The organism is Prevotella merdae (genome assembly GCF_900290275.1).
GTDB classification, from domain to species: domain Bacteria; phylum Bacteroidota; class Bacteroidia; order Bacteroidales; family Bacteroidaceae; genus Prevotella; species Prevotella merdae.
The window spans coordinates 12,194-34,180 of the sequence record NZ_LT985326.1 but is presented as its reverse complement, the minus strand read 5'-3'; the positions used below and the strand labels follow the sequence as shown (position 1 = coordinate 34,180).

General features: G+C 46.1%; 23 protein-coding genes and 2 pseudogenes. 23 read left to right on the top strand and 2 right to left on the bottom strand.

What is annotated here, in order from left to right; genetic code table 11:
- Positions 1-31: 31 nt before the first annotated feature.
- The 13 genes and pseudogenes from C9991_RS14135 to traN all read left to right on the top strand — a co-directional run.
- Positions 32-379 (top strand): annotated as a pseudogene (locus tag C9991_RS14135) (IS110 family transposase); the annotation flags it as partial.
- A 112-nt stretch (positions 380-491) separates the two neighbouring features.
- The gene (locus C9991_RS17195) at positions 492-617 is read left to right on the top strand and encodes a DUF4134 family protein (RefSeq protein ID WP_420196823.1); all 126 of its coding nucleotides are present in this window, start codon (positions 492-494) and stop codon (positions 615-617) included.
- Positions 618-668: 51 nt separating this feature from the next.
- On the top strand, positions 669-971 hold the full coding sequence (locus C9991_RS14125) for a DUF4133 domain-containing protein (RefSeq protein WP_106813158.1): 303 nt from the start codon (positions 669-671) through the stop codon (positions 969-971).
- A gap of 151 nt (positions 972-1,122) precedes the next feature.
- Positions 1,123-1,404: a hypothetical protein gene (locus C9991_RS14120; protein ID WP_106813157.1), complete on the top strand. Its 282-nt coding sequence runs from the start codon at positions 1,123-1,125 to the stop codon at positions 1,402-1,404.
- 6 nt (positions 1,405-1,410) lie between these two features.
- Entirely contained in the window at positions 1,411-3,969 is a 2,559-nt protein-coding gene (locus C9991_RS14115) for a TraG family conjugative transposon ATPase (RefSeq protein ID WP_106813156.1), read from the top strand.
- A gap of 6 nt (positions 3,970-3,975) precedes the next feature.
- Positions 3,976-6,537 carry a hypothetical protein gene (locus tag C9991_RS14110; protein WP_106813155.1) on the top strand — a complete coding sequence of 854 codons (2,562 nt, stop codon included), beginning with the start codon at positions 3,976-3,978 and terminating at the stop codon, positions 6,535-6,537.
- A 67-nt stretch (positions 6,538-6,604) separates the two neighbouring features.
- On the top strand, positions 6,605-7,327 hold the full coding sequence (locus tag C9991_RS14105; RefSeq protein ID WP_106813364.1) for a hypothetical protein: 723 nt from the start codon (positions 6,605-6,607) through the stop codon (positions 7,325-7,327).
- Between the two features lie 43 nt (positions 7,328-7,370).
- A complete protein-coding gene (locus C9991_RS14100; protein WP_438269218.1) occupies positions 7,371-8,156 on the top strand; it encodes a DUF5045 domain-containing protein in 786 nt (261 codons plus the stop codon).
- 6 nt (positions 8,157-8,162) lie between these two features.
- Positions 8,163-9,299, top strand: a complete 1,137-nt coding sequence (locus tag C9991_RS14095; RefSeq protein ID WP_106813154.1) for a hypothetical protein — start codon at positions 8,163-8,165, stop codon at positions 9,297-9,299.
- A 48-nt stretch (positions 9,300-9,347) separates the two neighbouring features.
- On the top strand, positions 9,348-9,962 hold the full coding sequence (gene traK / locus C9991_RS14090; protein WP_106813153.1) for a conjugative transposon protein TraK: 615 nt from the start codon (positions 9,348-9,350) through the stop codon (positions 9,960-9,962).
- 43 nt (positions 9,963-10,005) lie between these two features.
- Positions 10,006-10,392, top strand: a complete 387-nt coding sequence (locus C9991_RS14085) for a hypothetical protein (RefSeq protein WP_106813152.1) — start codon at positions 10,006-10,008, stop codon at positions 10,390-10,392.
- A 2-nt stretch (positions 10,393-10,394) separates the two neighbouring features.
- A complete protein-coding gene (traM, locus tag C9991_RS14080) occupies positions 10,395-11,570 on the top strand; it encodes a conjugative transposon protein TraM (protein WP_106813151.1) in 1,176 nt (391 codons plus the stop codon).
- A gap of 34 nt (positions 11,571-11,604) precedes the next feature.
- A complete protein-coding gene (gene traN, locus C9991_RS14075) occupies positions 11,605-12,471 on the top strand; it encodes a conjugative transposon protein TraN (protein WP_106813150.1) in 867 nt (288 codons plus the stop codon).
- 2 nt (positions 12,472-12,473) lie between these two features.
- Here traN and C9991_RS14070 read toward each other — a convergent pair whose 3' ends face one another.
- Both C9991_RS14070 and C9991_RS14065 read right to left on the bottom strand, forming a co-directional pair.
- On the bottom strand, positions 12,474-12,782 hold the full coding sequence (locus C9991_RS14070; RefSeq protein ID WP_029425402.1) for a helix-turn-helix domain-containing protein: 309 nt from the start codon (positions 12,780-12,782) through the stop codon (positions 12,474-12,476).
- 13 nt (positions 12,783-12,795) lie between these two features.
- The gene (locus C9991_RS14065; protein WP_106813149.1) at positions 12,796-13,347 is read right to left on the bottom strand and encodes a hypothetical protein; all 552 of its coding nucleotides are present in this window, start codon (positions 13,345-13,347) and stop codon (positions 12,796-12,798) included.
- A gap of 80 nt (positions 13,348-13,427) precedes the next feature.
- On the opposite strand from C9991_RS14065, the gene C9991_RS14060 reads away from it, so the two are divergent.
- The 10 genes and pseudogenes from C9991_RS14060 (at position 13,428) to C9991_RS14005 (ending at position 21,963) form a co-directional block, all read left to right on the top strand.
- Positions 13,428-15,611: a type IV secretory system conjugative DNA transfer family protein gene (locus tag C9991_RS14060; RefSeq protein WP_106813148.1), complete on the top strand. Its 2,184-nt coding sequence runs from the start codon at positions 13,428-13,430 to the stop codon at positions 15,609-15,611.
- Positions 15,612-15,653: 42 nt separating this feature from the next.
- Positions 15,654-16,196, top strand: a complete 543-nt coding sequence (locus tag C9991_RS14055; protein WP_106813147.1) for a glycoside hydrolase family protein — start codon at positions 15,654-15,656, stop codon at positions 16,194-16,196.
- An 802-nt stretch (positions 16,197-16,998) separates the two neighbouring features.
- A complete protein-coding gene (locus C9991_RS14050) occupies positions 16,999-17,727 on the top strand; it encodes a UpxY family transcription antiterminator (protein WP_106813146.1) in 729 nt (242 codons plus the stop codon).
- 17 nt (positions 17,728-17,744) lie between these two features.
- Positions 17,745-17,876: pseudogene (locus C9991_RS14045) on the top strand (SDR family NAD(P)-dependent oxidoreductase); the annotation flags it as partial.
- A 4-nt stretch (positions 17,877-17,880) separates the two neighbouring features.
- Entirely contained in the window at positions 17,881-18,630 is a 750-nt protein-coding gene (locus tag C9991_RS14040) for a class I SAM-dependent methyltransferase (protein ID WP_057256617.1), read from the top strand.
- A gap of 578 nt (positions 18,631-19,208) precedes the next feature.
- Positions 19,209-19,595: a hypothetical protein gene (locus tag C9991_RS14030; protein WP_009126113.1), complete on the top strand. Its 387-nt coding sequence runs from the start codon at positions 19,209-19,211 to the stop codon at positions 19,593-19,595.
- Between the two features lie 161 nt (positions 19,596-19,756).
- On the top strand, positions 19,757-19,972 hold the full coding sequence (locus tag C9991_RS14020) for a hypothetical protein (RefSeq protein ID WP_004291535.1): 216 nt from the start codon (positions 19,757-19,759) through the stop codon (positions 19,970-19,972).
- 11 nt (positions 19,973-19,983) lie between these two features.
- Complete coding sequence (locus tag C9991_RS14015) at positions 19,984-20,205, top strand: hypothetical protein (protein ID WP_004291534.1); 222 nt, start codon at positions 19,984-19,986, stop codon at positions 20,203-20,205.
- A 13-nt stretch (positions 20,206-20,218) separates the two neighbouring features.
- On the top strand, positions 20,219-20,635 hold the full coding sequence (locus C9991_RS14010) for a PcfK-like family protein (protein ID WP_004291533.1): 417 nt from the start codon (positions 20,219-20,221) through the stop codon (positions 20,633-20,635).
- Positions 20,632-21,963: a PcfJ domain-containing protein gene (locus C9991_RS14005; RefSeq protein WP_106813144.1), complete on the top strand. Its 1,332-nt coding sequence runs from the start codon at positions 20,632-20,634 to the stop codon at positions 21,961-21,963. The genes C9991_RS14010 and C9991_RS14005 overlap by 4 nt, the downstream gene beginning before the upstream one ends.
- The last annotated feature ends 24 nt before the right edge of the window (positions 21,964-21,987 follow it).

Genomic DNA, 21,987 nt, shown 5'->3' with positions numbered 1-21,987 from the left:
ACCATAATTAATAAGTTTAACATTACAGTTCTTAAGTAACCTGATGCTTCATCACCATGTTGTTGAGGTTTCTATGGAGAGCACCAGCGTCTACTGGATACCAATATGGCGTGTGCTGTCTCCCCACTTCAAGCTAAATCTTGCCAATCCGTATTTCATCAAGCAGCTCCCTGGTCGCAAGAGTGACGTGAAGGATACGCAGTGGATTGCCGAGTGTACGATGAAGGAGCTTATACGCGGCAGCTTCGTACCTCCTGAGACAATCCAACAGCTGCGTCAGTACGACCGCCGTATATTCGACCTCAACGAGGAGATAGTAAGAAAGCTGTCAAAACTTGATGCCGTGCTGCAACGCTGCAATATACGTCTGAGCAACTACTTCCCATTCTATCTACGTTAATTTTTGTTATCTCTTGCTAGTAGAATTGTGTTTTGGTACGTTATTGTTTCTGATTTGTTTCTTTTGGGTTTTTACTGCTTTAAATAGTGTTGTGTTTCAAATAGTTACATCAAATCAGCAGAATATCAAGAAGAAGATCATGATGATTGTAGGAGCATGTATCTTCCTCGTGGCAGCAGCACAGGCATTGCCATTGTTCTTCGGTGTGACCAACTAACGAGTGAGAGTTATTCAGTGCATATTCAGTAATTGAGAAACGACGTGAAGAATGGCAAGAGAAGAGCTGGAAATCCGCTACCCCGACTACCCACTGTTCAAGGGACTCCAGAAGCCCCTTGAATTCATGGGAATACAGGGGCGGTACATCTATTGGGCAGCAGCCACGGCAGGAGGAGCCATCATCGGCTTCATTGCCACCTACTGTCTGATGGGTATCATTGCAGGACTGATCGTGTTGGTCGTAGCAATCACTACGGGTGCAGGTCTCATCATGTTCAAACAACGGAAGGGACTGCATACCAAGAAGAACGAACAGGGAGTGTTTATCTATGCCTACAGCAAGCGCATATAAAAATGTGAAACAAAAAAAATATCGACATGACCAAGATGTGGATGACAAGTAGAAAGTGAACGACTGGTAGGCTCATTCTCCCCCAAGGGTGTGGGCCTACCTTTATTTGTTTCAGCAGAAAGCATTGCATCTTCGCTACTAAAGTACAGCTATGAGCATGAAAGGAAAGAATATTATTATAACGGCATTGGCAGTGACATTGCTGACCGCTTGTAAGGATAAGACCTACAAGCCACCCACATTGGATGCCATGAGGAGTGCTGACAAGGCAAGAGTAGCTTGGGCGAGAGAAACAGAAGAACATTCTGCAACCTTGGAGATACAATCGAACAATGCAGATTCCATTGCTGTGGATAGTACATCTACAAACAGCAATACCATTGAAAGAAATACAAATGAACATCATTCATCCATCGAAGAAACAGAAGAATAAACGAGTATGGTACTATATGTAATCTTATTTTTCGTGGCAACCTGCATTGGCATGGCCATATCGGTCTATGCCTTTGGCACTGGTGGCAAGCGGAAGAAAATCTTTCAGGACATCTACTTCTCCGTGGAAGATACGGACGGTATCGGTGTGCTCTATACCAAGACTGGAGAATATTCTGCCATTCTGAGAATGGAGAACCCAGTGCAGAAGTATTCTGCCAATATAGACAGCTATTATGAGTTCACCAACCTGTTTGCTGCTATCGCACAGACTCTGGGTGAAGGTTATGCCCTGCACAAGCAGGACATCTTTACCCGAAGGCAGTTCAAGGATGAGAGTGGCAAGGGACATGAGTTCCTGTCAGAATCCTATTTCCACTATTTCAACGGAAGAGAATATACGGACAGCATGACCTATCTGACCATTACGCAGGAGAACAAGAAGAGCCGTCTGATGTCTTTCGACAGCAAGAAGTGGCGAGATTTCCTGGTGAAAATCAGAAAGGTGCAAGACCAGCTGAAGGATGCCAGTATCAAGTCGGAGTTTCTGAACAAGCAAGAGGCAAGTCTGTATGTTGACCGCTTCTTTGCCATGAACTTCCGTGACAAGACGGTGAGCATGACAGGATTCAAGGTAGATGACGAGATGATAGGTATGGGTGACAGACGCTGCAAGGTATATAGTCTTGTGGATGTGGATTGCGCCAACTTGCCGACACAAATCCGTCCGTTTACCAACATAGAGGTGAACAACACAAGTATGCCTGTGGACTTTGTGGCATTAGTGGACAGCATTCCAAGTGTGGAGAGTGTGGTGTATAACCAAATCATCTTTGTGCCGAATCAGAAGCGTGAGCTTGCCCTGCTAGACAAAAAGAAGAACCGCCATGCCAGTATGCCAAACCCAAGCAACTTGATAGCCGTGGAGGACATCAAGCGAGTGCAGGAGGTGATAGCGAGGGAAAACAAGCAGTTGGTATATACCCACTATAATCTGATAGTGACGGTGAAGCCCGACACGGATATACAGAAATGCACCAACCATCTGGAGAATGCCTTTGGCAGGATGGGCATCCATATCTCGAAACGAGCCTATAACCAGTTGGAACTGTTCGTCAACTCATTCCCCGGCAACTGCTATGGGATGAATGCCGACTACGACAGATTTATGACTTTGGGCGATGCCGCCACCTGCCTGATGTACAAGGAAAAGATAGTACATAGCGAAGACACGCCATTCAAGGTCTATTACACCGACCGCCAAGGAGTGCCAGTAGCCATCGACATATCGGGAAAAGAGGGAAATAATAAGCTGACCGACAACAGCAACTTTTTCGTTCTCGGTCCTTCGGGAAGCGGCAAGAGTTTTTATGTAAACTCCATGGTGCGCCAAGCCCATGAGCAGGACACCGACATCGTGTTGGTAGATACAGGAAACTCGTATGAGGGACTATGTGAATACTTTGGAGGCAAATACATATCCTACACAGAAGAACATCTTATCACGATGAACCCTTTCAAAATCAAGCGAGAGGAATGGAACATCGAGAAGTTGGGATTCCTGAAGAACCTGGTGATGCTGATATGGAAAGGAAGTCAAGGCACAGTGAGCAAGACAGAAGACAGACTGATAGAACAAGTCATCAACGAGTATTACGATGCCTATTTCACCACCAAGAGAGTGAGCAACCTCTGTTTCAACACTTTCTATGAGTTCAGTACTGAGCGACTGCCGAAAATATGCGAGGAGAACGGTCTGCATGGCATAGACCTGTCATCCTACAACTATCTGTTGAAGGACTTCTATAAAGGAGGCAGCCATGATGTGACGCTGAATGAGAACATGGACAGCAGTCTGTTTGATGAGACCTTCATCGTCTTCGAAATCGACAGTATCAAGGATGATCCACTGCTCTTTCCACTGGTGACACTCATCATCATGGACGTGTTCCTGCAGAAAATGCGCATCAAAAAGAACCGAAAGATGCTCATCATCGAGGAGGCATGGAAAGCCATCGCCTCGCCCATGATGGCGGAATACATAAAATATCTGTATAAGACCGCCAGAAAGTTCTGGGCAAGCGTGGGTGTGGTGACACAGGAGATACAGGACATCATCGGCAGTGAGATAGTGAAGGAAGCCATCATCAACAATTCGGATGTGGTGATGCTACTCGACCAGAGCAAGTTCAAGGAACGATTCGACACCATCAAGGCGATACTCGGTTTGACCGATGTGGACTGCAAGAAGATATTCACCATCAACCGTTTGGAGAATAAGGAAGGACGCAGCTTCTTCCGTGAGGTCTTTATCAGGCGAGGACAGACCAGCAATGTGTATGGTGTGGAAGAACCGCATGAGTGCTATATGACCTACACCACGGAACGAGCGGAGAAGGAAGCATTAAAACTCTACAAGCGAGAGTTGAAATGTAATCATCAGCAAGCCATCGAAGCCTATTGCAAGGATTGGGATGCAAGTTGTATCAGCAAGAGCCTCGCCTTTGCTCAAAAGGTAAATCAGGCAGGAAAAGTACTGAATTTAGGGAACAAAAATAAAAAGTAATCAAAGATGAAACGACTTCTATCCATCATAATGCTGATAGTCTGTGTGTTGGCAAAGGCTGACGCACAGTACTATAGCGTGAACTATGACAAGCAGACGGTGGCTGCTATGGCTGCTGCCTACGGAACGGAAGCCGTGGCAGAGGCATACTATAACGAGCAGGTGCAGAACATATTGAAACACTATAATGCTGCGGAAGTGGCGAGTGCCGGTATCTATGCTTCCAAGTTCTTGGAGCGCAAGGCAATGACAGAGTTGGGCATCTGGAACAGTAGCACAGAGAACTACTATTACCGCCGTATCTACAACATGGTGTCGGGCAAAATCATGCCGAAGATATGGACGGTGGCAGGAATGATGCTGAAAAGTCCGCAGACTGCCCTCTATTGGGGAAGTTATCTCGTGAAGATATGTGATGACACCAAGAACCTGTGTATGCAGTTTGAGAGTGTGGTGACAAACAGCACCCTCACATTCTCGGACATTGCCTTTCTGCAAATCAACCAGGAGATAGCAGCCATCTTGAAACTTTCAGAGATTGGCAATGTGGATTGGAAAAAGATGGTGGATGACCTGTCAAAAGTTCCGGGCAACTTCACTGTGGACAATCTGAAAGCCGACATCGACAATCTGTATAAGGCAGGAGCCAACCTTGCAGGAGCAGGAATGAACAATATCGGCAATGCCCTGTTGCAGAGCAGCCAGTTCAACGACCTCTTCCAAGGCAAGCTCAGTGCAGCCATCGACATTGTGGATAACTATTCCTCGCTGTTCAAAAGTCTCGACAAGAGCGTAGGCAACACCCTCTTGGGCATGATTGGAGGCAAGGACAACCTGGCAGGACTTTTCTCTCTTGCCAACTATAACCTCACCTCATGGATGACGGACTATCTGGATGAGACGGCAGGAAACTACTACACGCAAAGATGGTATATCGCCCGACGAGACCAAGGACGAGAAAAACTGTGCGACTATGTACCGCCCACCGATGACAACAGCATCTTGAAAGGCGACCACTGGTACAGAATCAACACCAAGGATGCCAACTTCTATCCCAACAATAGCCAAAAGGAAGCCATCCTGCAAAACTCTGAGAATCATGCAGGATGGTCAAGAACAAGGGTGCAACAGCTCAACAACCAGAATGATGGCTTTACCTACAGTATCAGCTATTGGTTGAACAGCTACATCATCAGTAGCAAGAAAAAAGGACAGAAACAGAAGGCATACGCCTACGAGATACAGGTGTACAAGAGTTGGAACAGGACAGAAGAAGTGTATGAGGCTGTTTTCGACTCCTATTCTATGGACTTGAACACCTTCAAGGCACAACTGCAAGCCCGGTTGAGCGAATGGAATGACAACGAGGAAGGCTATATCTATTATATAGGCAGTGATGCACGCAACTACTATCAGGCAACCGATGCCGCCAAACTGAAGGGATGCGAGAGCGTGACCATCAGCGTAACGTGTAGCGATGGCGTGCAGCTGGGGCAAGGCACCACACAATACAAATGTAAGGGATGTGGCGGTTCGCTGAATGACCACAGCAAGAAATGCGCCATGACAACATCGGTGACAGAGAACGACCTCGACCTCTCAGATTTGTATAAGCAGGAGCAGGAAGCCAATGCCAAGGTAGCCACCCTGCAATCGCAAATCAGTCAGTTGGAAGCCGAGAACAAGTCACTTGTCAAGCAAATCGCCAATGCAAGTGTGGAAGATGCAGCCAAGTATCGGGAGCAATACAACAAGAACAAGGCTTCCATCGAACAACTGAACAAAGAACTTGCCACATGGCAACAGAAACAAAGGGAAATAGAGGAAGCCAAGGCAGAGGCAGGAAAAGACAATGAGGTGGCAACCGATGACTACTATCGCATACCTGCTATCATGAGCGACTGCAAGAGTGCCTATAACTTGACTTGGCAAGGGGAAGGAACATGGAGCGGCTATACTTACATCAGAAAAGCCACTATGCCCAACATCAACGGCATCATCACCTTCAAGGCAACATTGAAGATTGCCCGAAAACCAAAATATTTCTTGGGCATCAAGATACACAGAGCCATCCTGCAGATCAGTTGGGAGCTGACATCGGAATACACCAACACATCGGTAGTGGATGTGATAACGCTTGACCAAAGCAAGACCGAGCAGGAAAAGGCCAACGAGGTGAATAAGCGCATATCGGAAATAGCACAGGAATATCCATCGTGCAAGATAACCACCGAGTATGCTAAAAGCGCACCTGCCGATGACAATAACACCGACGATACCTTCCATCTGCTATGGTCGAGCGACAGACTGGAGATAGCTAGGGAGGTGGACAGCAGAATCACCAAGATATACGCAGACTTGGTATCGTTGGAGAAGATGATGCACTACAAACGCAACATCATCGACGTGCTGATGGACATCGCTCCACATATCAATGCTGACGAAGGACGACGATTGAGTCTTGTGGAAAAATGCAAGAAACGTTGGTTAAGAAAAGCTGCCGACACCAAACACTCAGATGACTATCATGGCAAGTTTAATGATGAAGACAATGAAAATGAGAAATAGAAAAGAATACAAGGCTGATGCAGCGGAGAGGGTTGCAGGGCCAGTGAGCAAGAAGCGACGAATGGATATTGTGAGAACATTGCTGATAGCAATCTTGCTCCTCGCTCTCCCCTCTAAAACATTCGCCCAATGGGGATTTGATGTTGCTAGTGTGGAAGCCTACATCAATGACCACAAGAAACAGCGGAGCCTGTTGCTTGCAAGAAGTACTTTGGAATACAGCAACAAACTGTTGCATAGCTACAGCAAGGACGAGACAAAAGCATACAAGGAACTGAACGTTGACCTTGACAAGTACAACAGGGCATTTGATGTGATAGATGTGCTATATCAGAGTTTACGAACCAGTCTGAACGTGTACTCCACCTACGAGAGTGTGAGCGACAGAATATCGGACTATAAGAAACTGCTTGATGATTACAACGAGAAAGTCATCAAACGAAAGCGTATTTCGCTTGCCGATACCATACTGATAGGTATTAACCGACGAGCCATAGAGAATATCGCAAATGAAGGCGAATACCTCTACAAAAGCGTGAGCGACTTGGTGCTGTATGCCACAGGAGCGGCAGCGTGTTCTACGGCAGACCTTCTTGTGGTATTGGAAAGCATCAACACCTCGCTTGACAATATAGAGAAGCATCTGAACAAAAGCTACTTTGAGTCGTGGCGATATATCCAAGTGCGCATCGGCTATTGGAAAGAAAAGGTTTACCGAACCAAAAGCAAGCAGCAAATACTGGAAGATGCCTTCGGTCGGTGGAGAGTGGCAGGTAAACTCGGATATTGAGAGAACGAAGAATTTATAATCCCATATATAATAATGTATAGGCATGGATAGAAAGAAAACAAGAATAGGAACCATCATGTTGATGTTGGGAGTCGCTATCAGCGGCAATGCCCAAAGTGGTGTAACATACAATCATGACAGTTCGAAAAAGAACCAGATAACGGTGATGGAAATCGGTAGTGGTAGTCTGTCACCAGAATTGTACTATCAGTTACTGCACAGCAGTTACAAGAAATCGGCTGCGAGTAAGAACAAACTCGTTTTTCGTACCACAGCAGGAATTGGTGCCTACAACCAAGTGGAATATGCCGAAGCCATCGACTCAGCCTTGACCAAGAGAGCTGAGATTGAGGTGTTGAATATGGCAGACCGTCAGATTGACCTCGCCTGGAAGGTGGAAGGAAGCAAAATCAACAACAAAATGAATGCCTTCAAGAGCAACATCGACCGCATCCTGCCTGTAGGCGGATCCATCGGTGACAAGCAGCGATGGACGGAATACTACCATGTCTATGAGACAGCCATCAAAGCCACCAAGGATGCCTATATGCCCAATGCCAAGCGCAAGAAGATGTACCTACAGATTTATGCAGATGTGGCGAAACAGAATGAGACACTTGTGAAGCAACTGGTGCAGATGTCGAATGCCTGCAAGACCAAGGAACTGTTGGCAGCAAACGGCAACTACCAGACTGCCAACAAACGAAGCGTCATCAGCAGTGCATCCAGCAAATGGCGAGAGGCAGGAATGGCAGTGAGAAACAACACATCTTCGGGCAGTAATAACGGCTCGAACGAGGATGACAATGATTTGAAAATAAATAGATAAGGAGTTATGGCAGACAACAGCAGCATATTATCCGACTTCGGTATCAACATCTTGGAAGAAGAGATTGATGACGTGATTTTCCAGACCAACGAGTTTCTGTGCGACGCTACTTTCACAGGCTCGAATGGGCCTTTTTGGTGGGTCGTTCAAATGTGTATGGCACTCGCAGCCCTCTTCTCTATCGTGGTGGCAGCGAACATAGCCTACAAGATGATGGTGAAGCATGAGCCACTGGATGGGATGAAACTATTCAAGCCATTGGTGATAAGCATCATCCTCTGTTGGTGGTACCCACCTGCCGATACAGGCATGACGAACAGTGGCAGCAATTGGTGCGTACTGGACTTTCTGAGTTACATACCAAACTCCATTGGAAGTTATACCCATGACCTATATGAGGCGGAAGCCACACAGATAGAGGACAAGTTTACGGAAGTTCAGCAGCTCATCTACACCAGAGACACAATGTACACCAACGTACAAGCCCAGGCAGACATTGCCCATAAGGGAACAACAGACCCGAATCTGGTGGAATCGACCATGGAGCAGACAGGTGTGGATGAAGTGACCAGCATGGAAAAGGACGCAGCCAAGCTGTGGTTTACCTCACTGACTGCAGGAGCCGTAGTGAACATCGACAAGATAGTAATGCTGATAGCATTGATCGTCTTCCGTATCGGTTGGTGGAGCACCATCTATTGTCAACAGATACTGTTGGGAATGCTGACGATATTTGGACCGATACAATGGGCGTTCTCACTACTGCCGAAATGGGAAAGCAGTTGGGCGAAGTGGCTGACAAGGTATCTGACAGTGCATTTCTATGGAGCCATGCTCTACTTCGTGGGCTTCTACGTGCTATTGCTCTTCGACATCGTGCTCTGCATACAGGTGGAGAACCTGACGGCAATCACCGCCAGTGAGCAGACGATGGCGGCATATTTGCAAAACTCGTTCTTCTCGGCAGGGTATCTGATGGCAGCAAGTATCGTGGCTTTGAAGTGTCTGAACTTAGTTCCAGACCTTGCGGCATGGATGATACCAGAGGGCGATACCGCATTCTCAACAAGAAACTTCGGTGAGGGTGTGGCACAGCAAGCCAAAATGTCGGCACAGGGGACACTTGCCCATGTGATGCACTGATAAAGGTAAAAAAGTAAAAGAGTGAAAAAGGTAAAAAACATTATAGCAATGGTAATCAAGAATTTAGAGAATAAGGTGAAGTTGGTGACTATCATCTGTAGCCTGTTTCTAGTTGGATGCGTGCTGATAAGTATCAGTAGCATCTGGACGGCGAAAAATATGGTGGTGGATGCACAGAACAAAATCTATGTATTGGACGGCAACGTGCCGATTCTGGTACAGCGCACAACGATGGATGAGACACTGGAGGTGGAAGCAAAGAGCCATATCGAGATGTTCCATCATTATTTCTTCACATTGGCACCCGATGACAAGTACATCAAATACACGATGGAGAAAGCCATGTATCTGGTGGATGAGACAGGATTGGCGCAGTACAATACGCTGAAAGAAAAGGGCTTCTATTCCAACATCATGGGAACAAGTGCCGTGTTCAGCATCTTCTGTGACAGTATCAAGTTCAACAAGGAGAAGATGGAGTTCACCTACTACGGCAGACAGCGCATCGAGCGTAGAACCAATGTGCTGACCCGTGAACTGGTGACGGCAGGACAGTTGAAACGAGTGCCGAGAACTGACAACAACCCACATGGATTGCTGATAGTGAACTGGCGAACCTTGCTCAACAAGGATATTGACCAGAAGACGAAGAGCAACTATTGAAGGTAAAAGGATTAAGAAGTAAAAAGGTAAAAAAGAAATAACGATGAACACAAAAGGATTTAAGCAGATGCTCATTGGGGAGAAGATGCCCGACAAGGACGACCCAAAATACAAGGAACGCTATGAGCGAGACGTGAGAGCTGGAAGAAAGTTTGCCAGGATGTGCAGAATCGACAAGGCTGCAGCCAAGGTGCAGAAATTTGCCGACTTGCATAAGACAATGTTCCTGGTCATCGTGTTCGGATTTGTGGGTGTGAGCTTCAGTTTCAACATCTATCGCATGGCAAGAGCTTACCATTATCAGGGAGAGCGACGCACCGCCACGGAGAGACAGGACTCACTGATAAAGGCTCGCCATCAGAATATGGGGAATGCAAAGAACATAGTAAGAACCAATGAGGATGCACGCCATCCTCATAAAGACAAATAACGATGAAGCTGACAGAAAGAATCAATTTCAGACAACCCAAGTACATGCTACCTGCGATTGTCTATCTCCCACTGCTCGGTGCATCCTACTTTATCTTCGACCTCTTTGATACCAAGGTGGCGGAGAAGCAAGATGCCAATATGCAGACTACGGAATATCTGAATCCGAACCTGCCACAAGCCCGTATTAAGGGCGGTGACGGTATTGGAGGCAAGTATGAGAACATGTTGAACGCCTACGGCAAGATAGAAGACCATAGTGCCGTGGAGAATATAGACCGAGACAATGAGCAAGAAAAAGAAGAATACCAAAGCAAGTATTCGGATGCAGAACTGCAACAGTTGGATGCCGAAGCCAAGAGGCAAGCAGAAATGGAAAAACAGAGAGAAGCACAAGAAGTCCATGAGCGACAAAGAGAGAATGAGGCGTTGGCGGAACTGAACAAGGCACTTGCCGAGGCAAGGCTGAAGGGACAGCAAGCCACGCAACAGAACTCATCGTCTTCAGCAACAGCATCCGATGAAACAACAGCTACAGCCAAGGGCGGTATCAATATTGAGGGCAAAATCAAGGTGAATGAAAATGCCCGAAAGGAAGCAGACGAGAATGACAAGCCAAGTGAAGTGGTTAAAAAGGTGAAGACATCATCTGATTACTTCAACACATTGGCGGTGAACGAGAAAGAGCCGACACTGATAAAGGCTATCATTGACGAAACTGTGAAAGCCGTGGATGGAAGCCGTGTGCGCTTGCGATTGCTTGATGATGTGGAAATCGGTGAGATGATAGTGAAGAAAGGCGCATACCTGTATGCCACCATGAGCGGTTTCAGTTCACAACGAGTGAAAGGTACGGTAAAAAGTGTGCTGGTGGATGATGAGATAGTGAAAATCAATCTGTCACTCTATGATACAGACGGCTTGGAAGGCTTGTATGTGCCAAGCAGCCAGTTCCGTGAGACTACCAAGGATGTGGCAAGCGGAGCCGTAACCGGCAATGTGGATATGAATACCACCAATACAGGCAGCAGTTTTTCGCAATGGGGCATGCAGACCATGCAGAATGCCTATCAGAAAACAAGCAATGCCATAGGCAAGGCTATCAAGAAGAATAAAGTGAAACTGAAATATGGCACCTTTGTGTATCTGATAAACAGCAAAGATACCAAGAGCAAGTAAAAGTTAAACACTACAAAGTAAACATTACACCCATATGAATATCAAGAAGACCATTGGCGCACTGATGATGTGTGCGATAAGTGCCATACCGATGATGGCACAACAGACCTGTGCGGAGAGCTATCAGCCCTGCACCTACCAGGAGATGGAGCAGTTGACCGTGAACGAGCAAGTGACTACGGTCATTACGGCAAGTGAGCCCATCCGCTTTGTGGATATATCCACCGACAAGATAGCAGGAGACCAACCCATCAACAATACCGTGCGTCTGAAGCCCAAGGAAGGAATGCATGAAGATGGCGAGGTGCTTGCCATCGTAACCATCGTGACGGAACGATACCGTACCCAATATGCGCTGCTCTATACCACAAGACTACAAGAGGCAGTGACGGATAAGGAGATACAACAGATAGAAAAGAATGCCTATAACAATCCTGCGGTCACATTGTCCTCTACGGACATGGCTCGATATGCTCGTCAGATATGGAGTTCGGAAGCCCATGTGAACAATGTAAAGACCAAAGCCCATAAAATGGTGATGCGACTGAATAATATCTATTCGTCAGGTGACTATTTCTTCCTGGACTTCTCGGTAGAGAACAAGACGCACATACCGTTTGATATAGACCAAATACGATTGAAGCTGACGGATAAGAAGACCGCCAAGGCAACCAACTCGCAGATGATCGAGTTGCATCCAGTGTTTACGTTGGAGCAGACCAAGCGATTCCGCTATGGCTACCGCAATGTGATAGTCATTCGGAAAATGACATTTCCGAATGACAAGAAGTTGACAATAGAAATGACGGAGAACCAAATCAGCGGTCGCACCCTATCACTGAAAGTGAACTACAGCGATGTGCTGTCAGCCGACTCATTCAATCCGATATTTCTGAAATAGAGCTACGCTAAGTGATTCAGAATAGGCAGTTGAAGACAACGCTCTATCTTAGCCAAGGTTTCGAGGGATAGGTTTTCCTGTCCTTTGAGTACCTTGGAAACATATTGCTGGCTACAGCCCATGAGTTCAGACAATCGCTTTTGGGTCATACCCAATTCCTCCATCTTGTCGAGCATCATCATTGCAATGTGCTGAGAGTAGCGAAGCCATGACTTGTTAGCCATGCGCCACTCTGCATTCTCACGCCATTTGGATGGAGTTGAAGACTGATGTTCTCTCAGTTTGGAAACAATTTCGTTTGTAGTTCTCATAATAACCTCCTTTCTATATGATTTCATTTAAGAAGTCCATAAAGGAATCCTTGTCGGCAATATCGTTGTTAAGTAAGAAACGTCTCACCTTTTCCATTCGGGCGAGTTCAACCAAAGTATGTTCACGTTCCTGCATAGTACGAGTCAACTTGATTGCACCGCCAGTGATAATGTAAATACCCGGTTCGAGTTTGATAGCATAGATGCGGAGCCAAGAAGCATGACGTGGCGTATTACGCAAGCGTGCCTTCTCTTTGCCCAACAACATTTCCGAAGTACGACTATTCTCCAATGGACGGAAAATCTTGTCAAGGTCAGCATCAGGAGAAATATCCATGATGAGACATTGCAAGCGTTCGCTATCTTCAATCGTATCATAGATGGCTTGATTGACATCAGTGATTTTGAAGTAGGACGCCAAATCATCAATATTATGCTTGAAGAAGCTACGCAACCATGCAACATCGTTCCATTGCCCAAGAATTGAGTCAAGAACGTTGTCGAGGCAGTCATCATATCTGACAGCCCAAAGGTGCTCGTTTTCTGTAATCAGGTCGAATGTCATAATCTTATTGTTTTTATAGTGCGAAGATACAACAAATAATTGAGAAATACAACTTATAGGTTGATTATTTAAGAATATTTATGGAAGAAAGCAAGGAGTTACAAGGATTTTACAAGATATTCAGGGCGGTCATCTACATATCCGTGTTGATGGAGTTCTTTGAGTATGCCATAGACCCAAGAGCGATAGACGGTTTTGGCGGTGTGGTGTGCGACCTGCACGACCGCATCAAGCAGTGGTTCATCTACCATGACGGCAACCTTGTGTATAGCAAGGTGGTGACGTTCTTGTTGGTGTGCATCACCTGTGTTGGCACGAGAAACAAGAAACATCTGGAGTTTGATGCCAGAAAGCAGGTGCTGTACCCACTGGTGAGTGGCGTGGGACTGCTGGTAGTGTCCGTGTGGCTCTTCGGCTATGTGATGGACACTCGTCTCTATACCCTGAGATTGAACACCATTCTCTATATGGTGGCAACCATCATCGGAACAGTACTGGTGCATGTAGCCTTGGATAATATATCGAAGTTTCTGAAGGAAGGACTGATGAAAGACCGTTTTAATTTTGAGAACGAGAGTTTCGAGCAATGCCAGAAGGAGGAATACAACAAATACAGCGTGAATATCCCTATGCGCTACTACTATAAGGGCAAATTCCGCAAGGGGTGGGTGAATATCGTGAACCCTTTCCGAGGTACATGGGTTGTGGGTACTCCTGGTAGCGGTAAGACATTCTCCATCATCGAGCCGTTCATCCGTCAGCACAGTGCAAAAGGCTTTGCCATGGTCGTTTACGACTACAAGTTCCCAACCTTGGCAACCAAACTGTACTATCACTACAAGAAGAACCAACAGTTGGGCAAACTGCCAGAAGGCTGCAAGTTTAACATCATCAACTTTGTGGATGTGGAATACTCCAAGCGAGTGAACCCGATACAGCAGAAGTACATCAATAACTTGGCAGCAGCGAGCGAGACCGCAGAAACACTGCTTGAATCCCTGCAAAAAGGAAAGAAGGAAGGCGGAGGCGGCAGCGACCAGTTCTTCCAGACCTCAGCCGTCAACTTCCTCGCCGCCTGTATCTACTTCTTTATCAACTACGGCAAGGAACCATACGACAAGGACGGCAAGATGTTGATAGCAGAGAAAGTGCTTGATCCGAAGACCATGCAGATGAAGCCAACCGGAAAGGTATTTAACCATGCAGGAGAAGAAGTGGAACCAGCCTATTGGTTGGGCAAGTATAGCGATATGCCCCATATCCTCAGTTTCTTGAACGAGAGTTACCAGACCATCTTCAATGTATTGGAGACCGACAATGAGGTAGCACCGTTGCTCGGTCCGTTTCAGACCGCCTTGAAGAACAAGGCGATGGAACAGTTGGAGGGTATGATAGGCACCCTGCGTGTCTATACCTCACGCCTTGCCACCAAGGAAAGCTATTGGATCTTCCATAAGGATGGCGATGACTTCGACTTGAAAGTCAGCGACCCAAAGAATCCAAGCTATCTGCTGATAGCCAATGACCCGGAGATGGAGAGTATCATTGGAGCATTGAACGCCCTAATCCTCAACCGACTGGTAACACGAGTGAACACAGGGCAAGGTAAGAACATACCAGTGAGCATCATCGTGGACGAGTTGCCGACACTTTACTTCCATAAGATAGACCGACTGATAGGTACAGCCCGAAGCAACAAGGTGAGCGTCGCCTTGGGATTTCAGGAATTGCCCCAGTTGGAAGCCGATTACGGCAAAGTGGGTATGCAGAAGATTATCACCACCGTAGGCAATGTGGTGAGCGGCTCGGCACGAAGCAAGGAAACGCTCGAATGGCTATCCTCCGACATCTTCGGAAAGGTGGTGCAACTGAAGAAAGGCGTGACCATTGACAGAGACAAGACGAGCATCAACCTGAATGAGAACATGGACAGTCTTGTGCCAGCCAGTAAAATCTCGGATATGCCGACAGGATGGATCTGCGGACAGACGGCAAGAGACTTTGTGGCAACCAAGACCGGCATGAATGGCAGTATGAACATACAGGAGAGCGACGAGTTCAAGACCAGTAAGTTCTATTGCAAGACCGACTTCGATATGGCAGATATCAAGAAAGAGGAAAGCGAGTATATACCACTGCCCAAGTTCTACACCTTCAAGAGCCGTGACGAGCGTGAGCGCATCCTCTATAAAAACTTCGTGCAGGTCGGTGAGGACGTGAAAGCCATGATAGCGGAGATATTCAACAAGAAGAATGCCAAGTGACAAGCCAATGACACCCCAAAAAGCAAAACAAGAACAACATCCATGACGAAAAAGACAAGAACATACATCATCCTGACACTCTTGTTACTGTGCCAGAGCATCATGGCGCAGAACAAGACACCCACCAACGATAGCTCAAGCCAAACCGACTTGGGCATTTTCGCTTTGCCTCCCTTTGAGCGAGCCGTGCGCTGTATCAAGTATTATGAGGGATGGCACGACATCAAGCGCAACTATCCCTATATCGGATGGGGACATCGGATATTGCCGCACGAGAAGTTCAAGAAGAACCTCACTTATCAGCAAGCCGATTCCTTGTTGCGCTCAGACCTCACCAAGTTATGCGCCATGTTCCGCAAGTATGGTAAGGACTCATTGCTTCTTGCCGTACTTGCCTACAATGTCGGACCTTATAAGATATTAGGGAACAAAAGATTTCCGAAGAGCCGTCTCCTGCAAAAGATTGAGCGAGGATTGCATGACATAGAAAAAGATTACCTTGACTTTTGCAGATGGAGAGGCAAGCATATCCCATCCATCAAAAGGCGAAGAATAACGGAACTTCAACTGTTATATATCCTATGAAAATACGATAATACTCCATTGGGCATCGAAGTAGTTCTGCGTTGCCTATCGAAGTTATACTTCATGATTACAACCCAAGCAGATTCTCCAATGGTTGTTACTGAATTTGGAATATTGATGGTAATCAAAGAACTGCAATTAAAATATTAACCTAACTATATACTAAATCGGATTGAAAACAGCATTTGTTTACACAAAATTTCTGAGATATAGAAGTAATCGGGCTTAAATAGTCTTAAATTTGCATTGTAGCATTAATCTTTCCTGCCATTTCCTCTCATTTCTCAATATTTTTTTGTATTTTTGCAGCCGGATTGTATAGCCAGACCGCAGTTGTCGCTGTAAGACGAGTTCTTTCATGATAACCGAGTCGGCAGCCTACGCCGTGCTGAGTGTAGTGAAGTCAACCATGACATATCTATACGAAAGCGGGCATTGGGTGGGAAGGCAATCCGGACATAGAAGGCGTTTATCGACGCTGTGTTTAAGGCGAACTGAAATCTTCCAAAACTATCAGTATCAAAGTCTTGAACGTAGCCAACGGTAGATGTCCCGGGTGTGATTATATCAATCCCGTGGAGACCTGTAAGCATAGATTGTATCCTTTTGGACGCAGTCCAATGTATTATATAGGTCTCTTTACGGTAATGATTTTCATATCGGCGTGGGCTCTGACGTTGTCTGTTCAACTTTGATAGGCAGTTGGAAGAGCCTCAGTTCGTGGAATAGACAACAGGACGATTCCACGCTTTTTTTTGTCGCAATTTAACGGATTTCTGTCTAGAAAAAAGTTAGCACCGATATGAAAGTCGATGAATGGACATCAGAAGATGTACACACCCCAGGAGGTGGTGAATTCCCTCCTTGTGCTGGACTTACCTCCAACGCCCTCCCCGAAGCTCAAAGCAATGTGTCTGCAGAGAGTTCACAAACAGGGGTGTCCACCAGAAGTGTCCATATATTAAGTAAGTCTAAGGTACAAAAAGAGGAAGAAACTCCTCATTGGTATGCTTTACGCACTACCTATGGTAGAGAGAAAAAAGCATACGAATATATGACAGCCAAAGGCATCACGGCTTTCTATCCTACCACCGAGGTAGTGAAACTTATAAAAGGTAAGCGCAAAATTGTTACCGAGTCACGTTTACCCAACATCTTCTTCGCCTACGGTACCGAAGAACAACTCAAAACTTTTGTTTACGACAACGTAAATCTCCCATTCCTTCGTTTTTACTATCGTCACGTCCACGTTGGGCGCAGAATAGAGAAGGTTCCTATGATAGTTCCAGACTATCAGATGGAAAGTCTCAAAATCATCTGTGCTGCCGATGCGGATAATACAATCGTGTCATTAGTCGAAGTGCCAAAGTTCGAGAAAGGACAGTTGGTAAAGGTTATTGATGGTGTATTCAAAGGGGTGGTTGGAATAGTTGCACGCTGGCAGGGGCAACAGAGAGTAGGTGTGGTAGTAGATGATTTGGTAACAATGGCAACAGCCTATATACCAAGTGCGTTTCTTCAAAAAATATAATAAAACAATTAATAAATATGAAATATGCTTTAGTAACAGGAGCCTCGCGAGGTATAGGACGTGCAGTGGCTTTGCGCTTAGCAAATGAGTATCCAGTCATAATCAATTATCATTCTAATTCCGAAAGTGCTAATGAGGTAAAGGAACAAAAATATGGACGAAATGGAATTGATGATGCATCTGCATCGTAATAACAAGAGACAGGGACCGGGTAGTGAAGACGCTACAAATCTTGCAGTTACACTGGCTAAGATAGATAGGGAAAAGTCTTACAAGATAGCAGACATAGGTTGTGGTACAGGCGAACAGACTATCTCTTTGGCAAAAATGCTGAAAGGTAACATTATTGCAGTGGATTTGTTTGAGGAGTTTCTTGAAAAACTGAAAGAGGACAGCAAGAATGAAAATATCACGGCACATATTGAGACACTGGCTGCATCTATGGACAAGCTGCCTTTTGAAAAGGAGGAGTTCGATATTATCTGGTCGGAAGGGGCAGTTTACAATATCGGATTCAAGAACGGCATCAACTATTGGAAAGAGTTTCTCAAACCGGGAGGAATACTTGCAGTCTCTGAATTGTCATGGATAACAAACTGTCGCCCGAAAGAACTGGAAGACTTCTGGAACGGAGAGTATGCTGAAATGGACACAATAGCAGGAAAAATCAAAGCTCTGGAAGAAGCCGGATATAAGGTTCTCGGACACTTTATACTTCCTGATGACTGCTGGCTTGACAATTATTACAACCCCCTATTAGACAGCCACAAGGACTTTATGGAGAAGTTCGGCGACAATGAAGTTGCCAGAGTTATTGTTGAAAGAGATATACAGGAAGCAGACTTCTACAAGAAGTACAAGGATTATTACAGTTACGGTTTCTATATAGCACAGAAACTATAAAAAAAGCCTCCGGCGGGGTAACTCTCCGGGGGCTTCGTGCATCTGCACATTAAAAAATACATAAAATCTATATAAATAGGTTGGTTGATAAAAAATATATCGTATATTTGCGCATCGAAGTTACGAAAAGAGTGTAATTTATTGGAAATGAGCGTAGGTTAATTGCTCTTGATAGTAATAGGTTACGATTTAGTTAGTTATCTACTGCATTATCCTTCTGCGCGTTGCGTAACCTTCAAAGAACTCTTCGTATGCAAAAGTAGCTATTTAATTCGAGATTTTGATATAAACTCCCGTTTTTTATCCCCTCATTCATAAGAATTTTCCGTAAAAGCGGTATTGTCCGTCGGCACACCATTGCCCAAAACGAGTTTGGAACAAACGTGTGCCGACTACCGCATAGCTGGAGAAAAGGGCATTGCCTCACGCCTAAACGATGTTTAGACAGATGAAGCAATGCCCCTTTCTTTTGCGCCTATGCCAAGAGGTGCTTTTACGGGTTTTCAAATGATTTTTCTTTTTTCGCTGTCTCTTTTGCCGGAAGCGGAAAGTGAATGCAGAGTGTGTCAGCCTGCCCCATGAATGAAACAGGCGCCCACACACAGCCGGACAAACCGGGAAGAATGATTGTTGCCACCCGGCTGAACAAGTTCCGTCGGATCGGAAACAATCATACTTCCTTTGTTGTGGTTTGCCCTTTTCACGCTTCCGGTGATGTCTTTTTCCTTTTGGTGATTCTTTTTTTTACGGATTTTCCCCTGAAGTTTTTTTCTACACAATCTGCCTCTGTTTTCGTTTACCTCCATTTTGCGCCTTTCAGTAAGCCGCATCAGTCAGTCATTTTCGTTCTGGGCGCAAAGGTAATTCCGGGATTGGACGGGAAAGCAAGGTCAAGCCTCCTGTTTTCGGTAAAAATCTCCAGCCCTGCGGGTAGTATTTTGACCGAAAAACCTTGCATTCCCTAATCCCTACCTTTTCAAGCACCCGAAACGAAAACGACCGATGCGACAGAAAGACGCATAAAAAAAATGTCGGATAAACGAGAGGCAGATAAGATAGTTTGAAACTCAACTCCCTCAGCTCTTGAATCCGCATTAAAAACAAAAAAATCAAAAACAGCGAAGATATGACGGCAACGGCAAATTTCAGACAAATGGCGCAACACATCGGGTTGGCGATATGCGGCTTGATGATGCGCACCGCCTTCGGGGTGTTCGGCATCCTTTGGGGCATCATCAGAGAGATTGTAAACGGAGTGTTCCGAGTGGCGATAGGTGTAATCGTGGCTATCCTTTCCACCATTGCCTTCTTTGGCTTCATCCTTTGGTTATTCACCCTTTAACCCTTACCGACATGGCAAAAAGAAACAGCAAGACGGCAGCGCAGCAGTGCAGATATTACGAGGTGGACAACATCTTCGTGTATATGGTGGAAACGTACATCAACGGCAATTTTGAAACTTTCCGAAGATTGTACCACGAACTGAACAAGGACGCACGGAGGGATTTCATGGACTTCCTTCTCAGCGAGGTAGAGCCGACCTATTGGAGAGAGATACTGAAACAGATAATCTAAAAATGACAGCAATATGAAAGGAACAGACCATTTCAAGAGAACGATATATATGTACTTGGAACAGCGTGCGGAGGAAGATGCGCTATTTGCAAAGAAGTACCGCAACCCTGCCAAGAACATGGACGAGTGCGTGACCCACATTCTGAACTATGTGCAGAAAAGCGGTTGCAACGGTTTCACGGACGGAGAGATATTCGGGCAAGCCATCCACTACTATGAGGAAAACGAGATAGAGGTGGGCAAACCGATGGACTGCCAAGTGGTTGTGAACCACGTTGTGAAACTCACGGCAGAGGAAAAGGCGGAGGCACGTCAGAACGCTGTCCGCAAATACCAAGAGGAGGAACTCCGCAAGTTGCAGAACCGCCACAGACCGTCAGCGAGAAAAGAAAACCAACCCCAACCCTCATTATTTGATTTAGGCTTATGAAACCGAAGACCAAGATACAGAAAGAGGTGGCAAGACTTTCCGCCAACCTTCGCCCCATATCAGCGACACAAATAGATTGGGCATACCGCCACTGCGTTGAGCATATCGGCTACCGCACCAAGAAAGGGAACATCACCTGTTCCGACTGCGGTCACGAGTGGCACAGCGACAGCGGACTATGCGACACCCTTGAAGGCTGCACCTGCCCCAAATGCCATGCCGAACTCAAAGTGCAGGACACACGCAGACGCATCTACAAGGAAACGCAGAATTTCAGCGTGATAACCACCTGCAAAGGGTATCAGGTAATCCGCGTGGCGCAGGTCAGATGCGAGAGCAGGAAAGGCGAACCGATGCGTTTCTACTGCCACGAGGTCGTGCAGCGTTGGATTTCACCCGACGGCAAGGTTACGGACATGGCGTTGCTCCGTGGCTTCCTTTTCTGCTATTGCGATGTGTGGGCATTAGGCTGCGATATGGAGGTAAGACCGCACAACAGCCTATACGATGATGTGGTGGCAAGAAGCTGTGCATATCCAAAGATGAGGATATTGCCCCAACTCAGACGTAACGGCTTCAAGGGCGATTTCCACGGCATCTCCCCCGTGCGTCTTTTCAAAGCCTTGCTTTCAGACCCAAGAATTGAAACCCTTATGAAAGGCGGTGAGATTGAGGTCATGAAACACTTTCTTTTCAATACCCGTACTGCCGATGAATGTTGGGCATCATATCTGATTGCCAAGCGTCACAAGTATCAGATAGACAACCTCTCAATGTGGTGCGACTATCTGCGTATGCTCAAAAAACTCGGTCAAGACCTCCGTAACCCGAAGAACATCTGTCCCGAAGATTTCATGGCGGCACACGACAACGCAACCCGAAAAATTGAAGCCATACACGAGAAGGAAAGAGCCGCAGAGCAACGCCGTTGGGAGATTGAAAGGCGTGAGCGTGAGCAACAGCGACAACTCCAACGAAAGAAAGATGCGGAGGATTTCATCGCCAACAAATCCAAATTCTTCGGCTTGGTAATCACGGACGAGGAAATAATCGTCAAGGTGCTTGAAAGCATAGACGAGTATTACAACGAGGGCAAGACGCAGGGCATCTGCGTGTTTGGCAGTGGATACTACAAGAAAGCCGACACCCTCATACTATCGGCAAGGATTGGCGATGAGATTATTGAAACCGTAGAGGTGGACTTGCGAACCCTCGAAGTGGTGCAGTGCCACGGCAAGCACAACCAGGACACCGAATATCACGAGCGCATCATAGACCTTGTGAACAAGAACGCCAACCTTATCCGTGAGCGGATGAAAGCGGCATAGCATAACCCCTAAAACAACATTGAT